Origin of the sequence: Paraburkholderia sp. RL17-373-BIF-A (genome assembly GCF_046030175.1) — a bacterium.
In the GTDB taxonomy this organism is placed as follows: Bacteria; Pseudomonadota; Gammaproteobacteria; order Burkholderiales; family Burkholderiaceae; genus Paraburkholderia.
The window spans coordinates 126,091-148,652 of record NZ_JARESO010000004.1; the positions used below are offsets into that span (position 1 = coordinate 126,091).

Consider the following 22,562-nt stretch of genomic DNA (forward strand, 5'->3'; position numbering starts at 1 on the left):
AGGCAGGGAGACTTCAAATGAACCTCAGTCGTCGGGACGTTGTAAAGGCAGTGGCTTGCGCGGCGTCCGTCATGGCCGTCGCGTTTTCTTCAACCAGCTACGCGAAGGAGTGGAAGACCGTCACCATTGCCCTCGAGGGCAGCTATGAACCGTGGAATCTGACACGTCCGGACGGCACGCTGGATGGGTTCGAACCGGAGCTTGCGAAAAATCTCTGCACGCGTATGCGCGTCCAGTGCAAACTGATCGCGCAAGACTGGGACGGGTTGATTCCCGGGTTGAACTCCGGCAAATTCGACGTGATCATGGATGCCCTGTCGATCAGTGACGAGCGTAAGAAGGCGATCACCTTTTCAAAGCCATATGCAAATACGCCAGCCGCTTTTGTCTCGGTCGGGTCGGGCGTGCTGCCGAAGCTGCCGCCGGGCGCCATACCCATCAAGCTGACCGGTAATCCGGCAGCCGACAAGCCGGCCGTCGACCTGCTGCGCGTCAGCTTGAAGGGCAAATCGATCGGGATCGTCACGGGGACGGTCTATAGCAAATTCATCAACGAGAACTTCAAGGATATTGCGAGCATTCGCGAATACAAGAACGCTCCGGAACACGACATCGATCTGATCGCGGGACGTATCGACGTGGCGTTCGACGACGCATCCTACTATGCGTCCGCCTTGTCGAAACCCGCCAACGCGACGTTGGGATTCACCGGTCCGAAGATCGGCGGTCCAATCTGGGGGGACGGTGAAGCGCTCGGTTTGCGCAAAGCCGACACGGACCTGAAAGCCATGTTCGATCAGGCAATTGCCGCGGCGCTTGCCGACGGGACGGTGCACACGCTCAGTCAGAAGTGGTTCAAAACGGACGTCACGCCCTGAAGCTGAATTTATGGTCGATACGTAGTTTAGCTATACTGATTTTAACGAGCCGTCGATATCCCTGGAATCGACGGCTCATTTGCCATTAGTGGAGCAGTTATTCGTGCAGCGCGCCGGTGATGTTCTCGACGACGCTCAGCAGATCGCCCTGCGTGACCAGTTCGTGAATGTGCACCATGTCCGGGTGGAAGAAGCGATCGTCCTCCACCTTGGGCACCTTCTGCCTGATCCGGGCGTAGACCGCTGCCGTGGCAGGCGAGGCGTCTGCCGGGTCGAAGAAATCCAGAGCCTGGGTTGCCACCATCAGTTCGATCGCGAGCACATGCTGGAGTTTCTGCGACGTCTCGTAAGCCTTGCGTGCGGCAAGATACGCAAAGCTCACGGGGTCTTCCTGATTGCCGCTCGTCGAGACGCTATCCACGCTTGCAGGATGAGACAGGATACGCATTTCTCCGAGCAGGCCCGCGGCGGTGTACTGAACGATCATGTAGCCGCTATTCAGACCGGGGCGCGGCGCGAGGAACGCCGGCAGTTCGCTGAAGTGCGGGTTCACCAGCCGGTCGGTCCGGCGTTCGGAGATTTTGGCGAGATTGGTCATCGCGATGCAGAGGAGGTCGCTCGCGATGCCAACGAACGTGCCATCGAAATTCGCGCCTGAAATGGCGAGGCCGTCGCCTTCGTGGGGATAGATGACGGGGTTGTCGCCGCAAGAACCGACCTCGTCGAGAATGGCTTCGCGCGCATCATTGATGGCTCGCTTCGAGGCACCGTGGACTTGCGCCATGGCTCGCAGACTGTAGGTATCCTGCAAGCGGTAATCGACAAAGCGTTCGGTCAATGCGCTGCCGGCGAGAATTCGTCGCAGATTGTCGGCCGCGTTGGACTGGTCCCGGTGTTTCTTGACCGAGTGGTAGCGCGCGTCGAGCGAGCGTGTTGTGCCCTTGAGCGGCTGCAGGGACATGGCAGCGGCAATGTCGGCGACCTTGGACGCTTCCAGCGCGTTATGCAGCGCGAGCATGCCGATTGCGGTCACCGAGGTCGTGCCGTTGACCAGCGCGAGCCCCTCCTTGCAACGCAGGGTATGAGGTTTCAGGCCGGCTTTCTGCAGCGCTTCCAGACCGCTCATCCGTTCACCGCCATAGGTCGCCTCGCCTTCGCCAATCAGCACGAGGGCCATGTGCGCTTCGGGTCCGAGGTAGCCGACCGACCCGTCACCAGGCGCTACCGGCGTGATGCCGTGATTGAGCAATTCCGCAATCTGCTGCAGTAAGTCGAGCGTGACACCGGAATAGCCTTTTCCAAGGCTGTTCAGGATCATGAGCTGAGTCGCGCGGACGACCTCGCGCGGCAGCGGGGCGCCCACCGAGACCGCGTGCGAGCGCACGATATTGCGTTGCAGGTCCTCGGCCTCTTCTGGCCGGATCACGCGGGTGGAGTTGTCGCCGAATCCGGTAGTGACGCCGTAGACGAGGCGATTTTCCTCGAGAAACCGTTCGACCAGCATGCGCGAGCGCGACACGCGCTCGCAATATTTCTGCGAGAAGCGGACCTTCGCGCCATGTTTTGCGACCGCGATAAATTCCTCGATCGATATGTCGTCATCGCCGAGCAGCACTTCACTAATGTGCTTTGGACGAGCCCGCAGGCTATCGTGCCCTGTGTTCATGTTCATGCGTGATCCCTATGATTTGGCTGGTTAGCTGAAACCATGCGGCAGGCACGCAGCGGCAAACGGCGATGGCTGATGCGCATGGATTCGCTTTCGAGCATAGGGTGGCGCATAGACGCCGACAAACCATTTAATCTGCGGAGTCTCTATAGTTTTTCTAAAACACGAGCGGTGCGCCCGGGGTCCGTAATGACGAAGGATCAACCAAATATCGCGTTGATGTCGCGTTGCGTCTGTGCGGCTTCCTCGGTCAGCCAGTCGAGGAATTGCCGTGCGTCCGGCGCCTCGAGCGCGCCGGGTTGCCACACCAGGTAGTACGGATACGGCATGGGCAGCGAGATCCTGAAGGGTGCGATCAGCAGTCCCTGCGTCAGGCTATCGGCGGTGAAAAGTCCCTGACCGAGCGACACGCCTCTGCCGCGTAGCGTCGCATCGACGGCCATGCCCGAAAGCGAGTAGGTCAACGGAGCAAGTGTGTCTGGCACGGGGACGCCGGCCGCGCGCAACCAGTCGCCCCAGGTCGGCGGCGACCTCTCGTTCCAGCCCCACTCGACATGGACAAGCGGGTAGTGCAGCAAATCCGCGGGCTGCTCGATCGGCTGGTCCGCCCGCAGCAGTGACGGCGAGCACACCGGTGTCACCCGGTCGGTGAACAGCAGGCGGTGGTGGGCTCCGTCCGCGGGCGGCGTTCCGTACGTCATACGGACATCCCAATTGCTTTCGCCGCGCTTCGGCTCGCGATCCGTGGCATCCACGTGGACGCGCACGCCGGGTGATAGCGTGTGCCACTTATCCAGCCGCGACGCAAACCAATGCGTTGCAACCGAAGGGAACGTGCTGAGTGTCAGGTGAGGACCATGCTGCGCCGCTTCCAGGGCCGTGTGCGCGGCATGAAAGCATTCGAAGCCGCGGGCCACGTGCTCGTGGTAGAGGTGGCCGAGCGCGGTGGGGCGCAGGCCGGTGCTTTCGCGGTCGAACAGCGCGACGCCGAGGAATTCTTCGAGCTGGCGGATCTGTTGACTGACTGCTCCGGGCGTCACGTGCAGTGATTCGGCGGCGGCGACGACATTCTTGTTGCGAACCACGGCATCGAATGCCTGGAGGGCGCGCAGCGGCGGCAAACGGTTCATCTTCGGGGTTCCGGAACTGGCGGCACGCTGGCCATTCGGAGCGGACGCCAGCGCCCCGATATTAGTGTAAAAAGACGGTCCGAAGCTGCTCGCCAAAATAAGCAGGATGCAGCGTTCGCCGTGTCGCGGCGAGAGGCCGAAGTTGGATCGATAGCGGTGCTTAGGCCATGTCGCGCCTTACGCGAATGTGCGAGGAAGAATTCGAGGAGCATCAGGCCGCGCGCTTTGTCCGGCCATGAGGCCGGACAAAGCAGCCCGTTCACGTTCGGCGAACCAGGGCCTCGATTCGCCAGGCGCCGTCTCCTGAAAGCCGCTTCAAACCTTGACGACGGAGGCTTGATAGATCTCGTCGACGGATTTCTCGAGCGTCATGTTGAATTCACTGTCGCTCATCGATGCCTTGAGCTCGTTGATCAAAGCCCGTGAGAAGCTGGCGATCATGCCGTGATTCGACGCGAGCCGTTTGCACGCGTCGGCTCGCGTGTAGCCGCCGGAAAGCGCGACTACTCGTGCGACACGCGGGTGCTCGATCAGCGGACGATAGAAGTCCGCTACGTCCGGTATGGTCAGCTTGAGCATCACTTGACGGCTATCCGGCAACGCATCGAGACCTTTGGTCAGTTCCGCGAGGAGGGTGGCTTCCGCCCCCGGCTTGTCCGGACTCTTGATCGAAATCTCGGGCTCGAGGATCGGCATGAGACCGTGCGCGTCGATCTGAGCGGCCAGCTCGAACTGTTGCCTGGCAATCGCAGCGATCCCGGCTGGCGAATTCAGGTTGATGACCGAGCGCATCTTGGTGCCGCAGATACCGAGCTTCGCGGCCCTGGCAAGCAGATCGTCCAGGCCGGGAATCGGCTTCATCAACTGGACACCGTCGGCTTCGGCTGCCAGGCCCTTATCGACCTTCAGGAACGGCACGACGCCGCGCTCCTCCCACAGGAAGGTCGGAACGGGTTTCCCCTGCGCCTGTCCGTCCATGGTCGCTTCGAACAGGATGGCCCCGATGATCTTCTCCCCCGTAAAGGCGGGTGCCGTGATGATGCGCACGCGCATCTCGTGTATCAGCTTGAACATCTCGGCGTCATTGCTGTAGGCGCTCTCCGGAATGCCATAAAGCCGCAATGCGCCAGGGGTCGATCCGCCGCTCTGGTCCAGGGCGGCAAAAAATCCCTGTTTCTCACAAACTTGCGCCAGCATCTTCTCATCAGCCACGATCGTCTCCCTCTTCACGGTGGAATATCAAACCAGCATTTCTGGTCGCGACACGTTGCGTTCAATACGTTCAGTGTGACGATGTTAATGCAAATGTGGGACTCGATGAAAAAACGGTCGCCGACGTCGGCTATTGAGGCTTGTGTCGTTTTTATTACGCGTGACGCCCAAACACTATTTAACATACACTTACATCGCATTTTGCTAGGCTTGCCGTCGCACGCGGCGCGGCTGGGGAGCAGGCCCATGGCCGCTCAATAGCCAGTCTGTCAGACGCCCCTTCGCGCACCAAACCGCGTGTTAAACCGATCTCCCGCCCTTCTCTCTGGGACACTGACATGAAGTCGAGAATCATCGCACCGCTTTTGATCGCTTCGTTACTTGGCACGTCCGTGGCCGCTTTCGCGCAGCCGCACCACGATGACCACGGCAATGGCCAGTCTTCGCACAACAAGGCAAACCCAGGTCACGGGGCTCCGCATGGAAAGGGTCACGGGCCTGCTCCGCACGACGCGTCGCGCGGAGGTCCTGGTGGTCCCATTCCTCATAACGACTGGCACAAGGGCGAGCGGCTTCCGGCGGAGTACCGCGATCATAATTACGTCGTCAACGACTGGCACGGGCATGGACTGCAAGCGCCGCCGCGCGGGTATCAGTGGGTGGGCGTGAACGGGGACTACGTACTCGCTGCCATCGCGACAGGGGTCATCGCCAACGTTCTGCTTTCCGGGCACTAAGCGGCCGGATCGATATCGATCGATCCGCCGAATCGCTGGACGTTGGTCGTTCTGCGAATATGAGGACCGTGCCCGCCCTTGGCGGCCATGGTTCTGCTTATGTCGCATGTTTTGGTTTGTATGCTGTCTTGACTGTCCGAGCGCGGCCGTTGCTGTTGAAATGACTTCTTGCTTATCCCAGGGAGCCCGCCATGCGTGAAGCAAAAGCAACCGCCGAACGTCTAGCTGCTTTTTCAGACGGCGTCTTCGCAGTGATCGTGACCATCATGGTGCTGGAGCTCAAGGCACCGGAGGAGCATTCGTTCTCGGCACTGTTGCCTCTATGGCCGATCGCCCTCAGCTACGCGGTGAGCTATCTTTTCGTCGCGATCATCTGGATCAATCACCATCACCTGATGCGGTTCGTCGGTCCGCCGACGCTGGGAATGATATGGGTCAACTTCGTTCATCTCTTCCTGGTTTCGCTGTTGCCGTTTGCGACCGCGTGGGTAGCAACGACCCAGCTCGCGTCGTCGTCCGTGATGTTTTACGCAGGTCTGTTTATATGTATCGACGCGGCGTACAACGTTTTCGAACATCAGGTATTGACTCAGGCGGATGCCAGCATGGTGTCCGCGCGTATGCGGCGTACAGCGAGATACCGATCGCTGATCGTCCTTGCGGGGTTCACGTCAGCCATGCTGGTTGCGATCGTCGCCCCGCGCGTCGGCTTCGGTCTGATATGCGTAGCGTTGACGCTCCACTTGAGGCCGGATCTCTCCGAGTTCAGGCCGTGACCGATCTTCAAGGGCAGCGTTTGTGAAAAGGCTGTTCGCCTCGAAAGAGGCGGACAGGTTCGTGCTCACAAATCAATGACGACGTCACCAGCCGGCTGGGAACAGCAGACAAGCACGTTCCCTTGCGCGGGCATGTCGAGCGGCTCGGGACTATAGTTCACCGCCCCCGAAACCAGTCCGCTTTCACAGTTGTGACAAACACCGGTTCGACACGACCATCGAACCGGCACGTCACACGCTTCGGCAAGCTCCAGAATGTTCGGATACAGCGCCGCATTCCAGTGCGCCGCGACGCCGCTGCGGGCAAATGAAACCAGCGGCCCGGTGTCGGCATCCTCTGTCGGCTGGTGCGGCGCGCGCGCCGAAGTGCCGACGATGCCCGGTGTCAAAGTCTCACCACCGGTGAAGATTTCAGCGTGAATCCGTTCCGGCGCGACGCTCATCCCGGCGAGCACCATTTTCATGTCCGCCATGAAGCGCGTCGGGCCGCAGAGGTAGAAATCCGCACCTTGCGGCACGCCTGCCTCGTCGAGTGCCGTCCCCGAGAGGTGGCCGATCGCATCAAAATTCTCGCCGATGCGCTCGCTCGCATCCGGCCGGCTGTAGCAGACATAGCTGCGCCCGTGCGTCAGTTTGTGCACCAGAGCGCGGGCATCGTCCGCGAATGCATGGTGCTGCCGATCGCGAGCGCCGTGGAGCCACCACACCTGCCGCGTCGAGCCCGCCGCGGCCAGCGCGTGCAACATGGCAAGAACCGGCGTCACGCCGATTCCCGCGCTGAGAAGAACAAGCGGACCGTCTCCCGGCTGCAGAACAAAGCTGCCGCGTGGCGCACTGACATCGAGTGCATCGCCTACACGGACGTGCGCTTGCAGGTAGGTTCCCGCTGCCCCATGCGGCTCGACCTTGACGCTGATCCGATAGCGCTCGGCCGATGCTTCGCCCGAAAGCGAGTAGCTGCGAAAGAGTGGCGGGCCGTCGGCGGGCCGTGGCAGACGCAACACCACGTACTGACCGGGCAGCGCCGTTTGCAGCGGTTGACCGTTCGCGCTTTGCAACGTCAGCGAGAGCACATCGGCGCACGCCGGTTCAATCGCCGTCACCGTGAGTGACCGGAATCCGGGGGCAACCGGATGCGCGGCAGCGGCGGGTGCAAGGCCTGCATTCCCGCTCGCTGCACCCGTCGTCTGGTCGCGCAACAACGCCTCGAACGACCCACGCCAGCCGGGCGATAGTGCCTCGATGCGCAAGGCCTGCTCCAGCCGATCGCGCGGATGATGAGGGGAATACAGGAGCGCATTGATCTCGGCGACGCTCATGCGCTCTGTTGCCTCGCCGACTTTCACGATGTCGTCGCCGGCGCCGACGGCACCCTCCTGCAGGACGCGCAAATAGAAACCCGGCCGTCCGCTGGATGTCAGCAACGCAGGCATGCGGGGCTCGTTCGTCCGAATGCCGACGCGATAGCAGGTCACGCGAGGTTGCGTCACCTCGAACAAGGCCGTGCCGATCCGATAGCGGTCGCCGATGCACACGTCGGAGTCCGGCATGCCTTCGATCGTGAAGTTCTCGCCGAACTGTCCGTAGACGAAGTCGGTCCGCTTCAGTTGCGCCTGCCAATGGCGATAGGACTCGATCTGGTAGACGAACACGGCTCGCTGCTCGCCGCCGTGCCCAGCCAGATCGCCCTGGCCGTCGCCGGTCAGATTCAGGCGGCCGGCCCAACAACGCGCGTGCGCCGGCTCCTTCCAGATTCCCGTGTAGACCGTGCGGCCTTTCCAGTCAATGTCGCGCGGCAGTCCGACATTCACCGAGAGCAATCGAGCCATGCTTCCTCCTGAATCACGAGAGCGCGCCTACAACGTCAGCTCATGGCCAGCGCACAATCACACGCAATAGCATGCCACGTCAATGCGCACTGTCCTGTCTGGCATACGTTGACTCCCACCCGCCGCCGAGCACCTTGCATAACGTGATGAGATTCGCGTCGGCGTCGGCCTTGCTTTGTTCGAGGTTGCTCTGCGCATCGAGTAACTGTTTCTGCACGTTCAGCACGTCGAGAAAATCGACCGCACCCGCCTTGTACCGTTGCCGCGCAATCGACAGCGCACGCTGGTTCAGGCTCACGACCGTTTTCAGGCGATCACGCCGCCGCTGTTCCGCGTCATAGACGACGAGCGCATCGTCCACCTCGCGCCATGCCTGAAGCACGGTGTGCTTGTAGACGATCGCCGCCTCCTGCTGCTGTGCCTCGCGCAGATGAAGCGTGCCCTTGAGGCGTCCGCCTTCGAAGATAGGCAGCGTGATCGACGGTCCCACGACAAACTGCCCGGACGCCCAGTCGGCGAGATTCGAGAGCTGCAGGCTCTGGAACCCGGCGCTGCCGTTCAGCGAGATGCGTGGATAGAAGTCGGCCTTCGCCATGCCGATCGTCGCGGTGGCCGCGTGCAGCTGAGCCTCCGCTTTCCTGATGTCGGGTCTGCGCTGCACCAGTTCCGACGGCACGCCAATGGGCACCTGATCAGGCAGTGCCGGTACATCGTGCGGCTCGGCGAGCATCTGTTTTAATGCGCCAGGTTCCTTCGCCAGTAGCACGCCAATCGCATTGATGGTGGTCTCGTTGCGCGATTCGAGCGTCGGGATCAGGCTTTCGATCGACTCCGCCTGGGCCATCGCGTTGGCTACATCCAGCTCCGTGGTGACACCTTCATGCACCCGCGTTTGCGTGAGCTTCGTGGCGTCGTGCGCAATCTCCAGGTTCTGTTTCGCGATCTGCAGCAGCGCTTGCGTGTCGCGCAACTGGATGTAGTCGCGGGCGAGTTCGGCGCGGGCGGACAACAGGATCGCGTTGCGGTCCTCGTACGACGCATCGGCGAGCGCCGACGCGGCCTCGACTCCGCGTCGGGCACGACCCCAGAAATCGAGCTCCCATGATGCATCGAAGCCGAACTGGTAGAGATCGTAAGCGGGCGAGCCTTTGGCGCCCGGCAACGGCGCCACGCCTAGCGGCGCGCTGCCCGATGCAGACTGCGGCTGACTTCCCGTCGGGGTGACGCCAAGCAGCGACAGGATGCCGTTCGGACTTCCGCGCTCGCGGTTATAGGAGGCGGCGCCGGCCAGCGTCGGATATTCTTCGGCACCGGCAATGCGCTGTTCCGCCCGGCTTTGCCGCAGGCGCGCCGACGCGGCCGCGACGTCGAGATTCGCATCGCTCAGCTGGTTCTCCAGCGAGTCCAGCACGGGATCGTTGAACAGCGTCCACCATTGCGGACTGAATTCGGATTCGACCGCTTTGCTCGAAGCCTGCGCGGTCTGGGTGCGGTTGAACACGTCGGGCGTCGCCGTCTGCGGACGTTCGAAGTTCGGGCCGACCAGGCAGCCCGTGAGCAGGGAGCTCAGCAGCAACGCGAGCGCCGGTGTGCGGAGGGAGAAGTCGCTCGCATTCATTTCGCGTCCGCTCCCGCGATGCGCATATCGGCACGCTTGCCGACGGCGACCTCCGTTTCGACGGACAGGCCCACGCTCAAAGCGGACGCGGCCTGTTGTCCGTGGTCGATCGTGATCTTGACCGGCACGCGCTGGACGACCTTCGTGAAGTTGCCCGTTGCGTTATCGGGCGCGATAGGCGCGAAGCTCACACCTGTGGCGGGGGCAAGACTATCGACGTGTCCCCGGATCACTTCGCCCGGAAAGCTGTCGACCTTGATCCGAACAGCGTCGCCGGGCCGCATCCGTGCGAGCTGGTTTTCCTGGAAGTTGGCGACGATATAGGCGTCCGACAGCGGTACGATCGCGAGCAGCGGCGCGCCGGTCGTCACGAATGCGCCGACCCGTGCCGAACGCCGTCCAACCTTGCCGTCGACGGGCGCGCGGATCTCCGTATACGACAGGTTGAGCTTCGCCTGTTCGAGCGCGGCTTCGGCGTGGGCCAGCGCGCCGGCTGCCTTGTCGCGCTGGGTCTTCAGCACGTCGAGGTTCTGCTCGGTCGCCACGAGTGCGGCCCGGTTGCGGGCCTGCTGCGCGAGTTCCTCGGCCAGCGCGCTCGCGGCGTGCTGCTGCTCCTGCGTCGTGCCCGCGCCGGTTTCCGACAGATTGCGGTAGCGCGAGGCGTTCGCACGCGCAAACTCGAGCGTCGCGTCATCCGCGCGAAGCGTGGCACGCGCCTGATCGACGAGCGCGGGCTGCCGCGCAATCTCGGCCTCGTAGTTCGCGACCGATGCCTTTGCCGCCGCCACGTCCGCCTGCGCACTCATCAGCGCGGCGTGGAAGTCGCGGTCGTCGATGCGTACCAGCAGTTGCCCGGCTTTCACCTGCTGGTTGTCTTCGACGAGCACCTCGGAAAGCTGGCCCGCGACACGCGGCGCGACCAGCGTAAAGTCGGCCGTCACATAGGCATCATTGGTGGTCTCGCTGGTCGAGCCGGTGAATAGCCAAAGGCAGGCCGCCAGTACAGCGACGCCGAGTATGAGCACATACGCGGCAAGACGGATCGTTCTGGGAGGAAATCGGGTAGCGGATGACATAGATAGCGTCGCCTAGCGGGAAGAGGGGGGCGTTGTGCTCCAGGGCGGATAAACGCGCACGGGTAACACCGGAATAACGAAAAGGAAGGCGACGGCGATACCCGCCATCACGCGATAGAGATCCGCCGATGTCAGCACGACGGCCTGCTCGTGAATCCGGTGCGCGAGTTCGCCGATGCTGTGAGCCGCATCGATGCTCTGGCTCGTGACCAGCGCGTTGTTGCCCAGGTGGTCCACCAGCATGCTCGAATGGAAATGCTCGCGTGCCGTACCGAGCCCATCGATGAGACCGGTTGCCGCTGCGCCGGTAAATGTTTTGAGCGTGTTGAACATGGCCGAGGCAAACGGACCTTCCGTTGGGGGCAGGCCGGTCGTGACGCCCATCAGGATGCCCATGATCACCATGGGCTGAGCAACGATCTCCAGCGACTGAAGCCAGTAAAAGTTCTCGCGAATCCACTCGGAGGTCATGAAGCTCCCCAGAAAGCACGTGGTGGCGATCAGGCAAAGTCCAATGGCCATGACCCAGCGGTGGTCGACCTGCCGGAGATTGAGCAGCGCGGCGGTCGCGGGCAGCGCAATCAATAGCGGAATGGCGACGAGCAACGACAGCGGCGCGGTTTGCAGCGGCCGGTAGCCGTGAATCTGCGCGAGATACTGGCCGGGTATGGCGGCGACGCCCACCAGCAGGATCACCGCGCCGACCAGTGTGAGAAGCCCGTGCGCGAAGTTCCGGCGGGCAAGCAGTTGCAGTTTGAAAAACGGCAGCGGATGAAACCACTCGTTGACAAGGAATGCCACGAACAACAGCGTCCCGCCGCAAAACATCGTGGAGATAAACGTCGAATTCAGCCAGTCAAGCCGATCGCCCTGCAGCAGGCCGATGACGAGCATGGCGATGGCGGGATAGCCGAGCAGGAATCCGGTCCAGTTGAATGAACGGAAGCGTTCGAGTCTGGTTGGATCGGCTGGAAGCCCCTTGTAGATCGCCAGGCAGCTCACGAGGCCAAGCGGCACGATTTGCCAGAAGGCCATTTGCCAGCCGACATATTCGGTCCACAACGCGGCGAGCGGCGTGCCGAGCGCCGGTCCGAAGGTCGCGGTGAGTGCGTAGCCCGCGAGTCCGTATAACTTGACCCTCGGGGGCAGGTAACGCAGCGCGACGATGATCAGCATCGGCGGCAGACATCCGCCTGCGACGCCCTGCAGCGCACGCAACACATAGAGCGTCAGCAGGTTCGGCGCGAAGGGACACAGAAATCCAAGCAACATCACGGCCAGCACCGCGCCGATCGTGAATCGCTTCAGCGTGAACGTCACGCCGAACCACGGCGCGAATACCATCGTGGCCACGTTCGTCGCCTCGAAGAGCGCGGTCAGCCAGGTTCCATCGTCTCGTCCGATCGAGAACGCACCGCGAATATCAGCGAGTGCCACCGCGGTGACCTGTTCGTTTAGTATGGCCAGCAGCGACGCCAGCAGCATTCCGATCAGGCCGATAGCGAGGCGCAGTGGCAATTCGGCTTCGGTGGGCGTCTGCTGCACAGGAGTTCCTGTCTGGGGCACAGAGACCGGCGTCGACGATGGCGCGAGCTTCGCATCTCCTGTTCCAGTTATCGATGGGTTGGCGGTGTTCATAGGGGTCCGGCTACCAGTGTTTAATGGGGCATTCCGTCGGAAAATCTTCCTGCCATGCCCGGTGTTCGCGAAGATCCAGCCGGCTCGCTAACGTATTGCCGCCGCGCGATGGGTTTTATGAATTCTAGGAGGCGGCCCGGCTTTCTTAAAGCTGACACATGTCGCGTATCTGGCCATTTCGTGCGCGAATCTGGCCAATGTCATTGTCGCTCCCTGGGCAACGTGCGAACCCCCGGCAATGAATCTTTTCCATTCGGTCAACAGAACACGTTTCACCGACATGGGGCGGCACGAACAGCCACCTTTTTGTAGCGGCCGAGGGTAACCGTAGATGAATCGCGCGAATGCGGAAGCGGCATACCATTACGCCACTGGCCGCCGCCTCGTTACAGAAATGCCGAATTCGCGCGGCGTCCGGCTCACGCCTTGGGCTGCGCCTCGGCGAAGTATTGAGGCGCCTCGCGGCGATCGAACATTCCGTACTCCCGGACAACGCGGATGTGCCGCAGGCGCACGAACTTCGGCAGGGTCGTATTGCGCTCGAAGGCTTCAGCGGCCGCGAGGTCTTCCCACGTCGCTACCGCGATGACGTCGCCGGGTGTCATCAACGCGTCGAATGCGTCCCAGGCGACGAGACCGGGCGCCTTCGTATCGAGTCCCAGCGATTGCGCAACCGCGTCCGCGCTCACCAGCTTGACCCAATCCGGTGCGTACGTGGCATCGAGTAGCGTTATCGCCTTGCCTACTCCCGTTTCGGTGGTGTCGAGGCGTTGCTCGATCAACGTCTGCCCGGCAGGGACGCACGTATCCGCGACGGTCTGGCCAATGCGCAAGCGGTAGTCGGCAAAGACGCGATCGCGCGCCGCCTGCTGCACCTTGTGATGGTTCGTCGTCACTCGCCAACGTATCAGCGACTTCTCATCGCGCCAGCTCGATAGAGAAAGCAGCCATCCCTCGCGTGTCAGACTTGCGTAGCGGGTATTGTCGACGAAACCATCGATCGCTTCGAGCTCCGGGCGCAGCATCTTGGCCATGCCGAGATAGGCGTCGAATTGTTCGGATAACGGATTGACTTCGAGCATTGCAGAAAACATGGATTCCTTCGTCTGGTTGAGGATGCCTGGTCATGTGGGGACAGGTAACCGCAGCGATGCAGTCGATTCATCACCATGTGACTGTCGCGCGATGGGTCATTTGATTGTCGGAGATGGAGAGGGCTTCTTGAAGCCTCATCAGGCCGCGTATTGGGCCATTCCATGCGCGAATTTTGCCAGGCTGGCTCATCACGGATCACCCAGGCGAAGCGCCGATCCGGAAACGGTCATTTTCCGTTTGGCTAACAAACAAAATCCGACTGAGATGGGATATCGCGAAGGCCACTTCCTTTGCTCGTTAAAAGAGTGCGAAATCGGCCATTCGTGGTCTTCTTCGAGTCAGCCGCGGAAAGAGAGCGTCACCATGCAGGACATGGCGCTTACTATTGCGGCATCTTCCTAGCGCCCGATGACGCCGCGTCCCCGTGAGGAGGGCGTAGATCTATTGGCAGGCTGAAAACACATTCAAGTTGGAATCAAGATGGACAGATTACGTGAGATGGAGGTTTTCGTAGCCATTGTCGACCGAGGCAGTTTTACCAGCGCGTCGGAGAAACTCGGAATGTCGGCGCCTGCGGTCTCGCGGGCGCTCAACTCGCTCGAAGCCCGCTTGGGCGCGCAACTGCTGGCGCGAACAACCCGTTCAGTCCGACCGACAGAGGCAGGCATGTCGTACCTCGATGCCTGCCGCAAGGTGTTGGATGCCGTCACGGACGCAGAAGCCGATGTCGCGGCTTGCCAGGACAACCCGGTAGGCACACTGACCATTTCTGCTCCGGTGCTGTTTGGCCAGCGATTCATCGCTCCGCTAATCGATGCGTATGCCCAGCGTTATCCGGACGTCAGCATCAACGCGGTGTATGTCGATCGCACCACGCGACTTCTGGAGGAGGGCGTGGATATCGCCATCCGGATAGGCCACCTGGGCGATTCTTCGATATATGCCATTCCGTTGGGTTTTGTACGGCGTCGAACCTACGCGGCCCCGGCTTATCTCGTGGCGCATGGAGAACCCGTTCATCCCAGGGAGCTTGCAGATCATCACTGCGTGTCCCTCACGGGAGTGACGAATCCTCTCGAATGGACGTTTTATGAAAACGGCTTGAGGCTATCGGTCCGGGTTCAGCCACGAATGATCGTCAACCTGGCGCCGGCGGCCGTTATGGCAGCCGTCGACCGCGTGGGAATAACGCAATTGTTTTCCTACCAGGGGGCGTCCGAGGTACTCAATGGAACGCTGCTGCCAATCTTGACGGCATTCGAGCCCGAGTCGACGCCGGTCAACTTGCTGCATGTGGAGCGGCGAGGCGCAAGCGGTAAGATTCGAGCCTTCGTGGAGTTCGTCACCGAGACGTTGCGCAGAAACGTGCATCTTCAACACATGGAAACCGCGGTGACGATGAATGGGACCTCTGGAATCTTGAGTCCGGTCAAATAGGGCATGCTGATGAGGCAAGTCGGATCGTGCGGGCTAGTCCACGCGGCGAATTCTTCAAGCTCAAACCGAACCGGCCGGCGCGACTGCAAGACGAAGTTCCCGATAGGCGGTCACCAGCGCATCGAGGCTGAAAGTCCGGTTCAGGCCACTGGGATTGGGCAGCACCCATGCGCGAGCGCCGCCGAATGTGGCCGGTTGAAGTCCCCACTGGATGTCGCGGCTGCCCGACATTGCGCTGAGCGCCATCTTTCCGAGGAAGGCAACGCATCGCGGCGCATATCCTTCGATCTTCCGTTCGAACTCCGTCGCGGCCGCTTTGAATTCCCACTGTAATAGCTGATCCGCTCGTGCGGTCGGACGCGAGACCACCGTGGTGAGACCACAACCATACTGCAGGAGCGTGTGGTCGTCTTCGGGACCAATCTGTTCGGGAGTAAAACCCGCGAGATGAACGGTCCGCCAGAACCGATTGCCTCTGCCGGCAAAGTGGCGGCCGCTCGACGCCGCGCGGACGCCCGGATTGATGCCGCAAAATACAACGGATAAACCCGGCTCAAGCAGATCAGGAAGAGATTGAAGTGAATCGGAGCGAGTCACGGATGGGTGTAGGCCTATTCAAGATGTACATTCGAGGCGCCGAGTGGCAACAACAGGCTACCTCGACGACACCACGAGCGCAGTTTGAACCACGCCGCCACGACGGACAAGCGGCAAGAGCGTCGATTTCAGGTCAAATGTGTCCCGATTCTTGCCAGCCCAACTCGGTAGACCCGAGAGCTAATCGACAGTTTCCAGTTCTGCTGTTTCGACTTGCTCCTCGACCTCGCTAGATGCCCACTGCTGCTTGCCTACCGTGCCGCGGAATCGTTGGCGATACTGTCTGGGCGTAACGTTGAGCCGTCGGAAGAAAGTGGTTCGCATATGCGTGGCGCTATGAAAGCCACAATTGAACGCCACGGTCTTCAGAGGCGCATCGGTCTCCTCGAGCAACTTCCTCGCGGTGTCGACGCGAACCTGCTCGACAAACGCGGACGGCGTCACCTTGGCATACTTCGCGAATAGCCTCGAGAACGTACGGCGGCTGACTGAAACAGCGCTGGCAAGCTGTTCGATCGATAACGCATCGGTAATGTGCTCGGTCACGTACCGGAGCACCTTGCCGACGATCGGATCCTGGTCCTTCCGTACTCCGACGTAAGGACTGTATTGAGACTGTCCTCCTTCTCGCTGGATGTAGACCACCAGGCGTTTCGCAACCCGCACGGCCAGTTCGTGCCCCCAGTCTTCCGTGACCAGCGAAAGACACAGGTCTATGCCCGCCGTCACGCCGGCAGAGGTAAAGAGGCGTCCGTCACGAATGAAGATCCGGTCCGGCTGCACGCGTGCCTGAGGGAATTCGTCAGCGAGGCGATCCGCATCTGCCCAGTGGGTCGTCACGTCCTTGCCGTCGAGCAGCCCGGCGTGTGCGAGCACGAATGCACCGTTGCAAACGGAACCGAAGCGGGTTGCGCCGCGCGCCTGGTCTTGCAACCACTTCAGAAACTCGGGCCGCGGCTCGGCATTGGGCAACCGCGGTCCGCCTGCTACCAGCAGCAAGTCGAATGGCGTGTCGAAGTCCGCATAGCTATACGGAATCGCGAGTTGCATCCCGTTCGAGCACGACACGGTGCCGGCCTCGTTACCCAGCAGAAACACCTCATACTTCTGGTGTTCAGGGAGAAATGTGTTGGCTTCCGCGAATACGTCCAGAGGGCCCGCAACATCCAGCGCCTGCACATCATCGAATACAACAATGGCGACTTTCATGTCGTGACCCTCGTTCCTCGTTGCCGGACTTCGTGTCCGCTGGAGCCACTATAAGAGCGAAGCGCCACGGGATAAATGCGTCGCGCCGAAAATCACTTATTACACGAAGTGCGGGTATGCAAGCCCGGAAATACTGGTAAAGCGGCGCGCAGACCCGTTCGTTGGCCGTCGCAAGGGCGGAGTCAGGAGAGCGCGGTTCATTGCGGCGCCCCTCATGACCCTGTTCGCAGCCGACGCGCGGGGCAACACTGGCTACGTGGCCCAAATCTCACCTCTATTGGCCCGCGACGGCGCCAACGATGCGCACGGTCGCCGTGCCGACTACCTATGCTTTATCTCATCAATGCGGCTGGGATCTTAAAGCTCGGGCGCACCAGAGAATCTGTCGTCGGCGAAATGGTCGTCCGTCCTTAGCCCCTGGTTGCACGCCGGACTGGCCACGATGAGGCTACAGCCGCCTCAACCCATGTCACGGTCGAAGTTCAGACCGGACGCGAATCGAGGACAGATTCATCATGCTGATGGAAAAAATTCAAAGCTCTTTCCTGTTCGGGGGAAACGCCCCCTATGTCGAGGAGCAGTACGAACTCTACCTGGCTGACCCGGCATCGGTCGCGGATGAGTGGCGCGCGTATTTCGATGCGTTGCGCGAAACCCCCGCCATCGACGGCAGCGACCGCGATGACGAACCGCATGCGCCTGTCGTTTCCACCTTCGTCGAGCTGGGCAAGCGCTCGCGCGCTACGGAGACGACGCTCGAAGACGGTCTTGCGATCGCCAGAAAGCAGGTGGCGGTGCAGTCGTTGATTGCCGCGTTCCGCATGGTCGGCACGCGCAAGGCGAAACTCGACCCGCTGCTGTGGACTCCGCCGCAGGCCTCCGTCGAACTCACGCCGGCGTTCTACGGCTTGTCGGCGGCAGACATGTCCACGCGATTCAGCACGGCCGACACGTTTCTTTTCGACGAAGACGCAACGCTGCGCGAGATCGTCGCGGCGCTCGAACAGACCTATTCCGGCACACTCGGCGCCGATTTCATGCATCTGAGCGATGCCGGCGAGCGGCGTTGGTGGCAAATGCAACTTGAGTCGACGCGCGCGAGGCCTTCGTTTTCGGTAGCGGAGAAAAAACGGTTCCTCGAACGCCTGACGGCTGCTGAAGGACTGGAGAAGTACCTGCACACGCGCTATGTCGGGCAAAAACGCTTCTCGCTGGAAGGCGGCGAATCGTTGATCGTGTTGCTGGACGAGCTGGTTCGCTATGGCGCATCGAAGAAGGTCGGCACGGTGGTGATGGGCATGGCGCATCGCGGGCGTCTGAATGTGCTGGTGAACATTGCCGGCAAGCCTTTGCGCGCGCTCTTCGACGAGTTCGAGGGCAAGAGCGGCGACCCTCTGCCGGCCGGCGACGTCAAGTACCACAAGGGCTATAGCGGTGTCACGCAGACGGCCGACGGGCCTGTCGATGTCGTGCTTGCATTCAATCCCTCGCACCTGGAAATCGTCAACCCAGTCGTGCAAGGCATGGCGCGCGCCAAAGGCGAGACCTCGGGCGCGGGCGACGGAAGCGACGTGCTGCCCGTCGAGATTCACGGTGACGCGGCAATGTCCGGGCAAGGCGTCGTGATGGAGACGTTGAGCCTGACGTACACCCGAGGACACGGCACGGGCGGAACGGTCCACGTGGTCGTCAACAATCAGATCGGCTTTACGACTTCGGATCCGCGCGATACACGCTCGTCGTTCTACTGCACGGACATCGCGAAGATGATCGAGGCGCCGGTTTTGCACGTCAACGCTGACGACCCGGAAGCGGTGGCCATGGCGGTGCGCCTCGCGCTCGACTATCGCACGGCGTTCAGGCGCAGCGTGGTGATCGATCTTGTCTGTTTCCGCAAGCACGGGCATCAGGAACAGGACACGCCCGCCATCACGCAGCCGCTCATGTACCGCGCGATTACCAGCCACCCTGGCGTGAGGACCGTGTACGCGCAACAGTTGATCAGGGAAGGCGTAGTGACGCCGGATCAGGTCAAGGACACCCTCGACGCACATCGAGACAGTCTCGAACACGCGCGAGAAGCCGAAGCGCCCGGCGTATCTGTACAGCCAGACGAAATACCCACATGGCCGAAGTTTCTCGATGACTATGCCGGCCCGGTCCAGTATGGTCCTCCGTTGCCCGCTCAGGTGCGCGCGTTGGCGCAACAGATCTCGACCATCCCGGACGGATACGAAATCCATCCGCTGGTCGGCAAGATGATCACCGCGCGCCGCGAGATGGCCGCGGGGAGAAAGCCGATCGATTGGGGCATGGGTGAACACCTGGCGTTCGCCTCGTTGCTCGGCGCCGGGATCGATGTCCGCTTGAGCGGGCAGGACAGCGCGAGGGGCACGTTCAATCACCGCCACGCCGTTCTGCACAATCAGACACGCACGAGCAGGACGGAGGGCGTCTACATCCCGCTCGATCATATCGACGGCGCAAGTGGCCGATTTACGGTGACGAACTCCATTCTGTCGGAGGCGGCCGTGTTGGCCTTCGAGTATGGCTACTCGACGGTCAACCGCAATGCGCTCGTCGTGTGGGAGGCGCAGTTCGGGGACTTCGCGAATGGTGCGCAGGTTGTGATCGATCAGTTCATCGCAGCGGGCGCCGCAAAGTGGGGACAACTCAGCGGCTTGACCCTGTTCCTGCCGCACGGGCAGGACGGGCAGGGACCGGAACACGCGTCGGCGAGACTCGAGCGATATCTGCAGCTTTGCGCGCAGGACAACATGCGGGTCACCCAACCGACCACGCCCGCGCAACTGTTCCATTTGCTGCGGATGCAAGCGGCTGTGTTCGATCGCCGGCCGCTCGTCGTGATGACGCCCAAGTCGCTGCTGCGTCATCCGGAAGCGGTCAGCACGCTCGACGAGCTGGCCACGGGTGCGTTCCGCGAGATCCTGGTGGACACGCAGGTCGAGCCGTCGCGAGTGTCGAATGTGGAGCGCGTCATCGTGTCTTCGGGCAAGGTCTACTTCGACCTGCTCGAACAGCGCCGCACGTCGGGTGTTGACGATACGCCGCTCATCCGCGTCGAACAGCTGTATCCGTTTCCGTCCAGGCAACTCGCCGCGGAGTTTGCACGTTATCCGAATCTGAAGACCGTGGTCTGGTGTCAGGAGGAGTCGCGCAACCAGGGGGCATCGAGCTTCGTTGAACCGCAGTTGCGCGAGATCCTGCCTTCGGGTGCGCAATTGCGGTATGCGGGGCCGGCGGCTTCCGCGTCGACGGCGCCCGGTTATCACGCGGTACATGCGGCGAGACAGGCTGCGCTTATCTCAAGTGCGTTCGCGGAATAATGGCTTGTGCATCTCGCGGTGATACCGCGCGCGGACCTTCAGTCGCTCGGGACGTGGATAAGCGGCCAGCGGCGACCGTTCGCATGCAACCGAAAAAGATCCGCGGACGGCGTGTCATCGCAATGGCTCAAATGCGATCTATCTTGGCCCATATACAAGCACTTTTACGCGTGTGCGCAGCCTCAATCATTGTCAGAATGAATAAAACCGTTTCTCACGATTCTTCCAGACGCACATCAAAAAAGTGCTGGATGGGCTGCGCTTCGTACGGAGAACCCGTCGGAGCAATCGCCCATGAGCTGGTAAGGAACATACGCTGTTCTCGAGTTGGAAGAGAAATCGTCCTTAGATTTTGGCCGCTGATGTTGTCAGCGTCCGTTTCCATGCGAGTCAGCCATGACCCAAAACCCAAACGCTGCTTTAAACGCTCTCCTGAAACCGCCGGCTGCCGGCGAATCGATGTCGGGTGCCGACATCATCCTGCGCGTGCTCAGCGAACAGGGTGTCGATACCGTATTCGGCTATAGCGGCGGCGCAATTTTGCCGACGTACGATGCCGTCTTTCGTTTCAACGAAATGCACGCGCAAACTCCCGAGCGCCAGATCAAACTCGTGGTACCCGCCAATGAACAGGCCGCCGGCTTCATGGCCGCGGGTTATGCGCGCGCGAGCGGCAAGGTCGGCGTATTCATGGTGACGTCAGGTCCTGGGGCGACGAACGCGGTGACGCCGATCGCCGACTGCAACGGCGATTCGATCCCTGTCGTCCTCATATGCGGACAGGTGCCTCGTGCCATGATCGGCACCGATGCTTTCCAGGAAGCGCCCGTTTTCAACATCATGTCGGCGTGCGCAAAGCAGGTGTTTCTGGTGACCGACCCGGCAAAGCTGGAGCAGACGCTGCGGACCGCATTCGAAGTCGCTCGCACCGGCCGTCCAGGCCCGGTTGTCGTGGATGTGCCCAAGGACATCCAGAACTGGAGCGGCGTCTATCACGGGCACGGTACGCTGGAGTTTCGAGGCTACTCCGACCGTCTTCGCATGGTGGCAAAAGGCGCTCGTCTCGAAGAGGACAAGCGCACCGAATTCTTCGATCTGCTGGCGCGCAGCAAACGACCGTTGCTGTATGCCGGCGGCGGCATTATCACGGCCGGCGCAACGGCAGAGTTGCGCCAGTTTGCGGAGCGCTTCGGGATCCCCGTGGTGACCACGTTGATGGGGCTCGGCGCGATATCCGTGAAACACGAACTGGGGCTCGGCATGCTGGGCATGCACGGCGCGGCCTGTGCGAACTACGCGGTCGAAGATTGTGACTTCCTGATCGCGGTAGGCGCCCGATTCGATGACCGGGTTGCCGGTGGCCGCCCTGACGCATTCGCACCCAGAGCGCGGTATGTTGCGCACATCGACATCGACGAGGCGGAAATCAACAAGGTGAAACGGGCGCACTGGACGCACGTAGGCGACGCGAAGGATACCTTGCTGTCACTGATGAAGCATGGTCCAGCCGCGCAACCGCCGTTGGACTGGCTCGATCGAATCAAGGAACTGAAACGCGTCTACGGTATGAACTATGACCGCGGCAGTCCGGCAATTCAGCCGCAGTTCGTAGTCGAAAAGCTCAGTGAAATTACCGGCGGGCGAGCCATCGTCACCACAGGCGTCGGTCAGCACCAGATGTGGGCAGCGCAATTTTTCGACTTCGTCGAGCCGCGCAGTTTCCTGACTTCGGGCAGCATGGGGACGATGGGCTTCGGGCTGCCCGCGGCGATCGGCGCTCAACTGGCGCGACCGGATGCGCTTGTCATCGACATCGATGGTGACGGCAGCATCCGCATGAATATTGGCGACCTGGAGACGGCAACCACCTACGGCGTGCCTGTCAAAGTACTGCTGCTCAACAATCTCGGTGACGGGATGATCCGGCAATGGCAGCGTCTCTTTTACGAGGGGCGCTTGTGCGTGAGCGACAAGTCGCTTCATCGCAAGGATTTCGTCATGGCAGCTCGGGCCGACGGGTTTGAGTTTGCCAGTCGCGTTGACGCAATCAGCGAACTCGAAGGCCAACTCAGGGCCTTCATTGAATTCGACGGACCGGCTTTCCTCGAAGTGATGGTCGACGAGAATGCCGATGTCTTTCCGATGGTCGGACCAGGGCAAAGCTACGCGAATATGATCACCGGGCCGTTTATTCCGTCCCGGGTCGAGCCGGAAACCAAAGGGAAGGGCACGAAGCGTCAAGCGGCTGCGGATATGTTCTAAGCAACTTCGTGTTGATTCACGCGCTCTTACGCGTACGCCTTTGACAGCGTGA

Annotated in this window: 17 protein-coding genes; 7 read left to right on the forward strand and 10 right to left on the reverse strand. The window is 61.3% G+C overall.

Annotated features, from left to right (window positions below):
- Positions 1-71: 71 nt before the first annotated feature.
- Positions 72-878 (forward strand): transporter substrate-binding domain-containing protein, encoded by an 807-nt coding sequence (locus P0D80_RS06400; protein WP_408282487.1) that lies wholly within the window; start codon positions 72-74, stop codon positions 876-878.
- A 97-nt stretch (positions 879-975) separates the two neighbouring features.
- On the opposite strand, the gene hutH is transcribed toward P0D80_RS06400, so the two are convergent.
- From hutH to P0D80_RS06415, 3 genes are all read right to left on the reverse strand, one after another.
- Positions 976-2,550 (reverse strand): histidine ammonia-lyase, encoded by a 1,575-nt coding sequence (hutH, locus tag P0D80_RS06405; RefSeq protein WP_408176626.1) that lies wholly within the window; start codon positions 2,548-2,550, stop codon positions 976-978.
- A 197-nt stretch (positions 2,551-2,747) separates the two neighbouring features.
- The gene (locus P0D80_RS06410; RefSeq protein WP_408282160.1) at positions 2,748-3,668 is read right to left on the reverse strand and encodes a LysR substrate-binding domain-containing protein; all 921 of its coding nucleotides are present in this window, start codon (positions 3,666-3,668) and stop codon (positions 2,748-2,750) included.
- A 324-nt stretch (positions 3,669-3,992) separates the two neighbouring features.
- Positions 3,993-4,889: a fructose bisphosphate aldolase gene (locus tag P0D80_RS06415; RefSeq protein ID WP_459252755.1), complete on the reverse strand. Its 897-nt coding sequence runs from the start codon at positions 4,887-4,889 to the stop codon at positions 3,993-3,995.
- Between the two features lie 338 nt (positions 4,890-5,227).
- Between P0D80_RS06415 and P0D80_RS06420 the strand changes: the two genes are divergently transcribed.
- The gene (locus tag P0D80_RS06420; protein WP_408282166.1) at positions 5,228-5,626 is read left to right on the forward strand and encodes an RcnB family protein; all 399 of its coding nucleotides are present in this window, start codon (positions 5,228-5,230) and stop codon (positions 5,624-5,626) included.
- A gap of 191 nt (positions 5,627-5,817) precedes the next feature.
- Positions 5,818-6,402, forward strand: a complete 585-nt coding sequence (locus P0D80_RS06425; RefSeq protein ID WP_408176632.1) for a TMEM175 family protein — start codon at positions 5,818-5,820, stop codon at positions 6,400-6,402.
- Positions 6,403-6,467: 65 nt separating this feature from the next.
- On the opposite strand, the gene P0D80_RS06430 is transcribed toward P0D80_RS06425, so the two are convergent.
- The 5 genes from P0D80_RS06430 to P0D80_RS06450 form a co-directional block, all read right to left on the reverse strand.
- A complete protein-coding gene (locus P0D80_RS06430) occupies positions 6,468-8,231 on the reverse strand; it encodes an MOSC domain-containing protein (RefSeq protein ID WP_408282168.1) in 1,764 nt (587 codons plus the stop codon).
- A gap of 79 nt (positions 8,232-8,310) precedes the next feature.
- The gene (locus P0D80_RS06435; protein ID WP_408176635.1) at positions 8,311-9,849 is read right to left on the reverse strand and encodes an efflux transporter outer membrane subunit; all 1,539 of its coding nucleotides are present in this window, start codon (positions 9,847-9,849) and stop codon (positions 8,311-8,313) included.
- Positions 9,846-10,925, reverse strand: a complete 1,080-nt coding sequence (locus P0D80_RS06440) for an HlyD family secretion protein (protein ID WP_408176636.1) — start codon at positions 10,923-10,925, stop codon at positions 9,846-9,848. Before P0D80_RS06440 ends, P0D80_RS06435 begins: the two co-directional genes overlap by 4 nt.
- Positions 10,926-10,937: 12 nt before the next feature.
- Positions 10,938-12,563, reverse strand: a complete 1,626-nt coding sequence (locus tag P0D80_RS06445) for an MFS transporter (protein WP_408282171.1) — start codon at positions 12,561-12,563, stop codon at positions 10,938-10,940.
- A 419-nt stretch (positions 12,564-12,982) separates the two neighbouring features.
- On the reverse strand, positions 12,983-13,657 hold the full coding sequence (locus tag P0D80_RS06450; protein WP_408282174.1) for an antibiotic biosynthesis monooxygenase family protein: 675 nt from the start codon (positions 13,655-13,657) through the stop codon (positions 12,983-12,985).
- On the opposite strand from P0D80_RS06450, the gene P0D80_RS06455 reads away from it, so the two are divergent.
- Both P0D80_RS06455 and P0D80_RS06460 read left to right on the forward strand, forming a co-directional pair.
- On the forward strand, positions 13,656-14,060 hold the full coding sequence (locus tag P0D80_RS06455) for a hypothetical protein (RefSeq protein ID WP_408282176.1): 405 nt from the start codon (positions 13,656-13,658) through the stop codon (positions 14,058-14,060). The two genes, P0D80_RS06450 and P0D80_RS06455, sit on opposite strands and share 2 nt — an antisense overlap.
- A gap of 78 nt (positions 14,061-14,138) precedes the next feature.
- Positions 14,139-15,095, forward strand: coding sequence for a LysR family transcriptional regulator (locus tag P0D80_RS06460; RefSeq protein WP_408176637.1), 957 nt, complete (start codon positions 14,139-14,141; stop codon positions 15,093-15,095).
- Positions 15,096-15,155: 60 nt separating this feature from the next.
- Here the strand turns inward: P0D80_RS06460 and mug are convergent, their stop codons facing one another.
- Entirely contained in the window at positions 15,156-15,692 is a 537-nt protein-coding gene (mug, locus tag P0D80_RS06465) for a G/U mismatch-specific DNA glycosylase (protein WP_408282180.1), read from the reverse strand.
- A gap of 180 nt (positions 15,693-15,872) precedes the next feature.
- The gene (locus P0D80_RS06470; protein WP_408282183.1) at positions 15,873-16,901 is read right to left on the reverse strand and encodes a GlxA family transcriptional regulator; all 1,029 of its coding nucleotides are present in this window, start codon (positions 16,899-16,901) and stop codon (positions 15,873-15,875) included.
- A 515-nt stretch (positions 16,902-17,416) separates the two neighbouring features.
- On the opposite strand from P0D80_RS06470, the gene P0D80_RS06475 reads away from it, so the two are divergent.
- Both P0D80_RS06475 and ilvB read left to right on the forward strand, forming a co-directional pair.
- Entirely contained in the window at positions 17,417-20,248 is a 2,832-nt protein-coding gene (locus P0D80_RS06475; protein ID WP_408282185.1) for a 2-oxoglutarate dehydrogenase E1 component, read from the forward strand.
- 396 nt (positions 20,249-20,644) lie between these two features.
- Positions 20,645-22,510 carry a biosynthetic-type acetolactate synthase large subunit gene (ilvB, locus tag P0D80_RS06480; protein WP_408282187.1) on the forward strand — a complete coding sequence of 622 codons (1,866 nt, stop codon included), beginning with the start codon at positions 20,645-20,647 and terminating at the stop codon, positions 22,508-22,510.
- Positions 22,511-22,562: the final 52 nt, after the last annotated feature.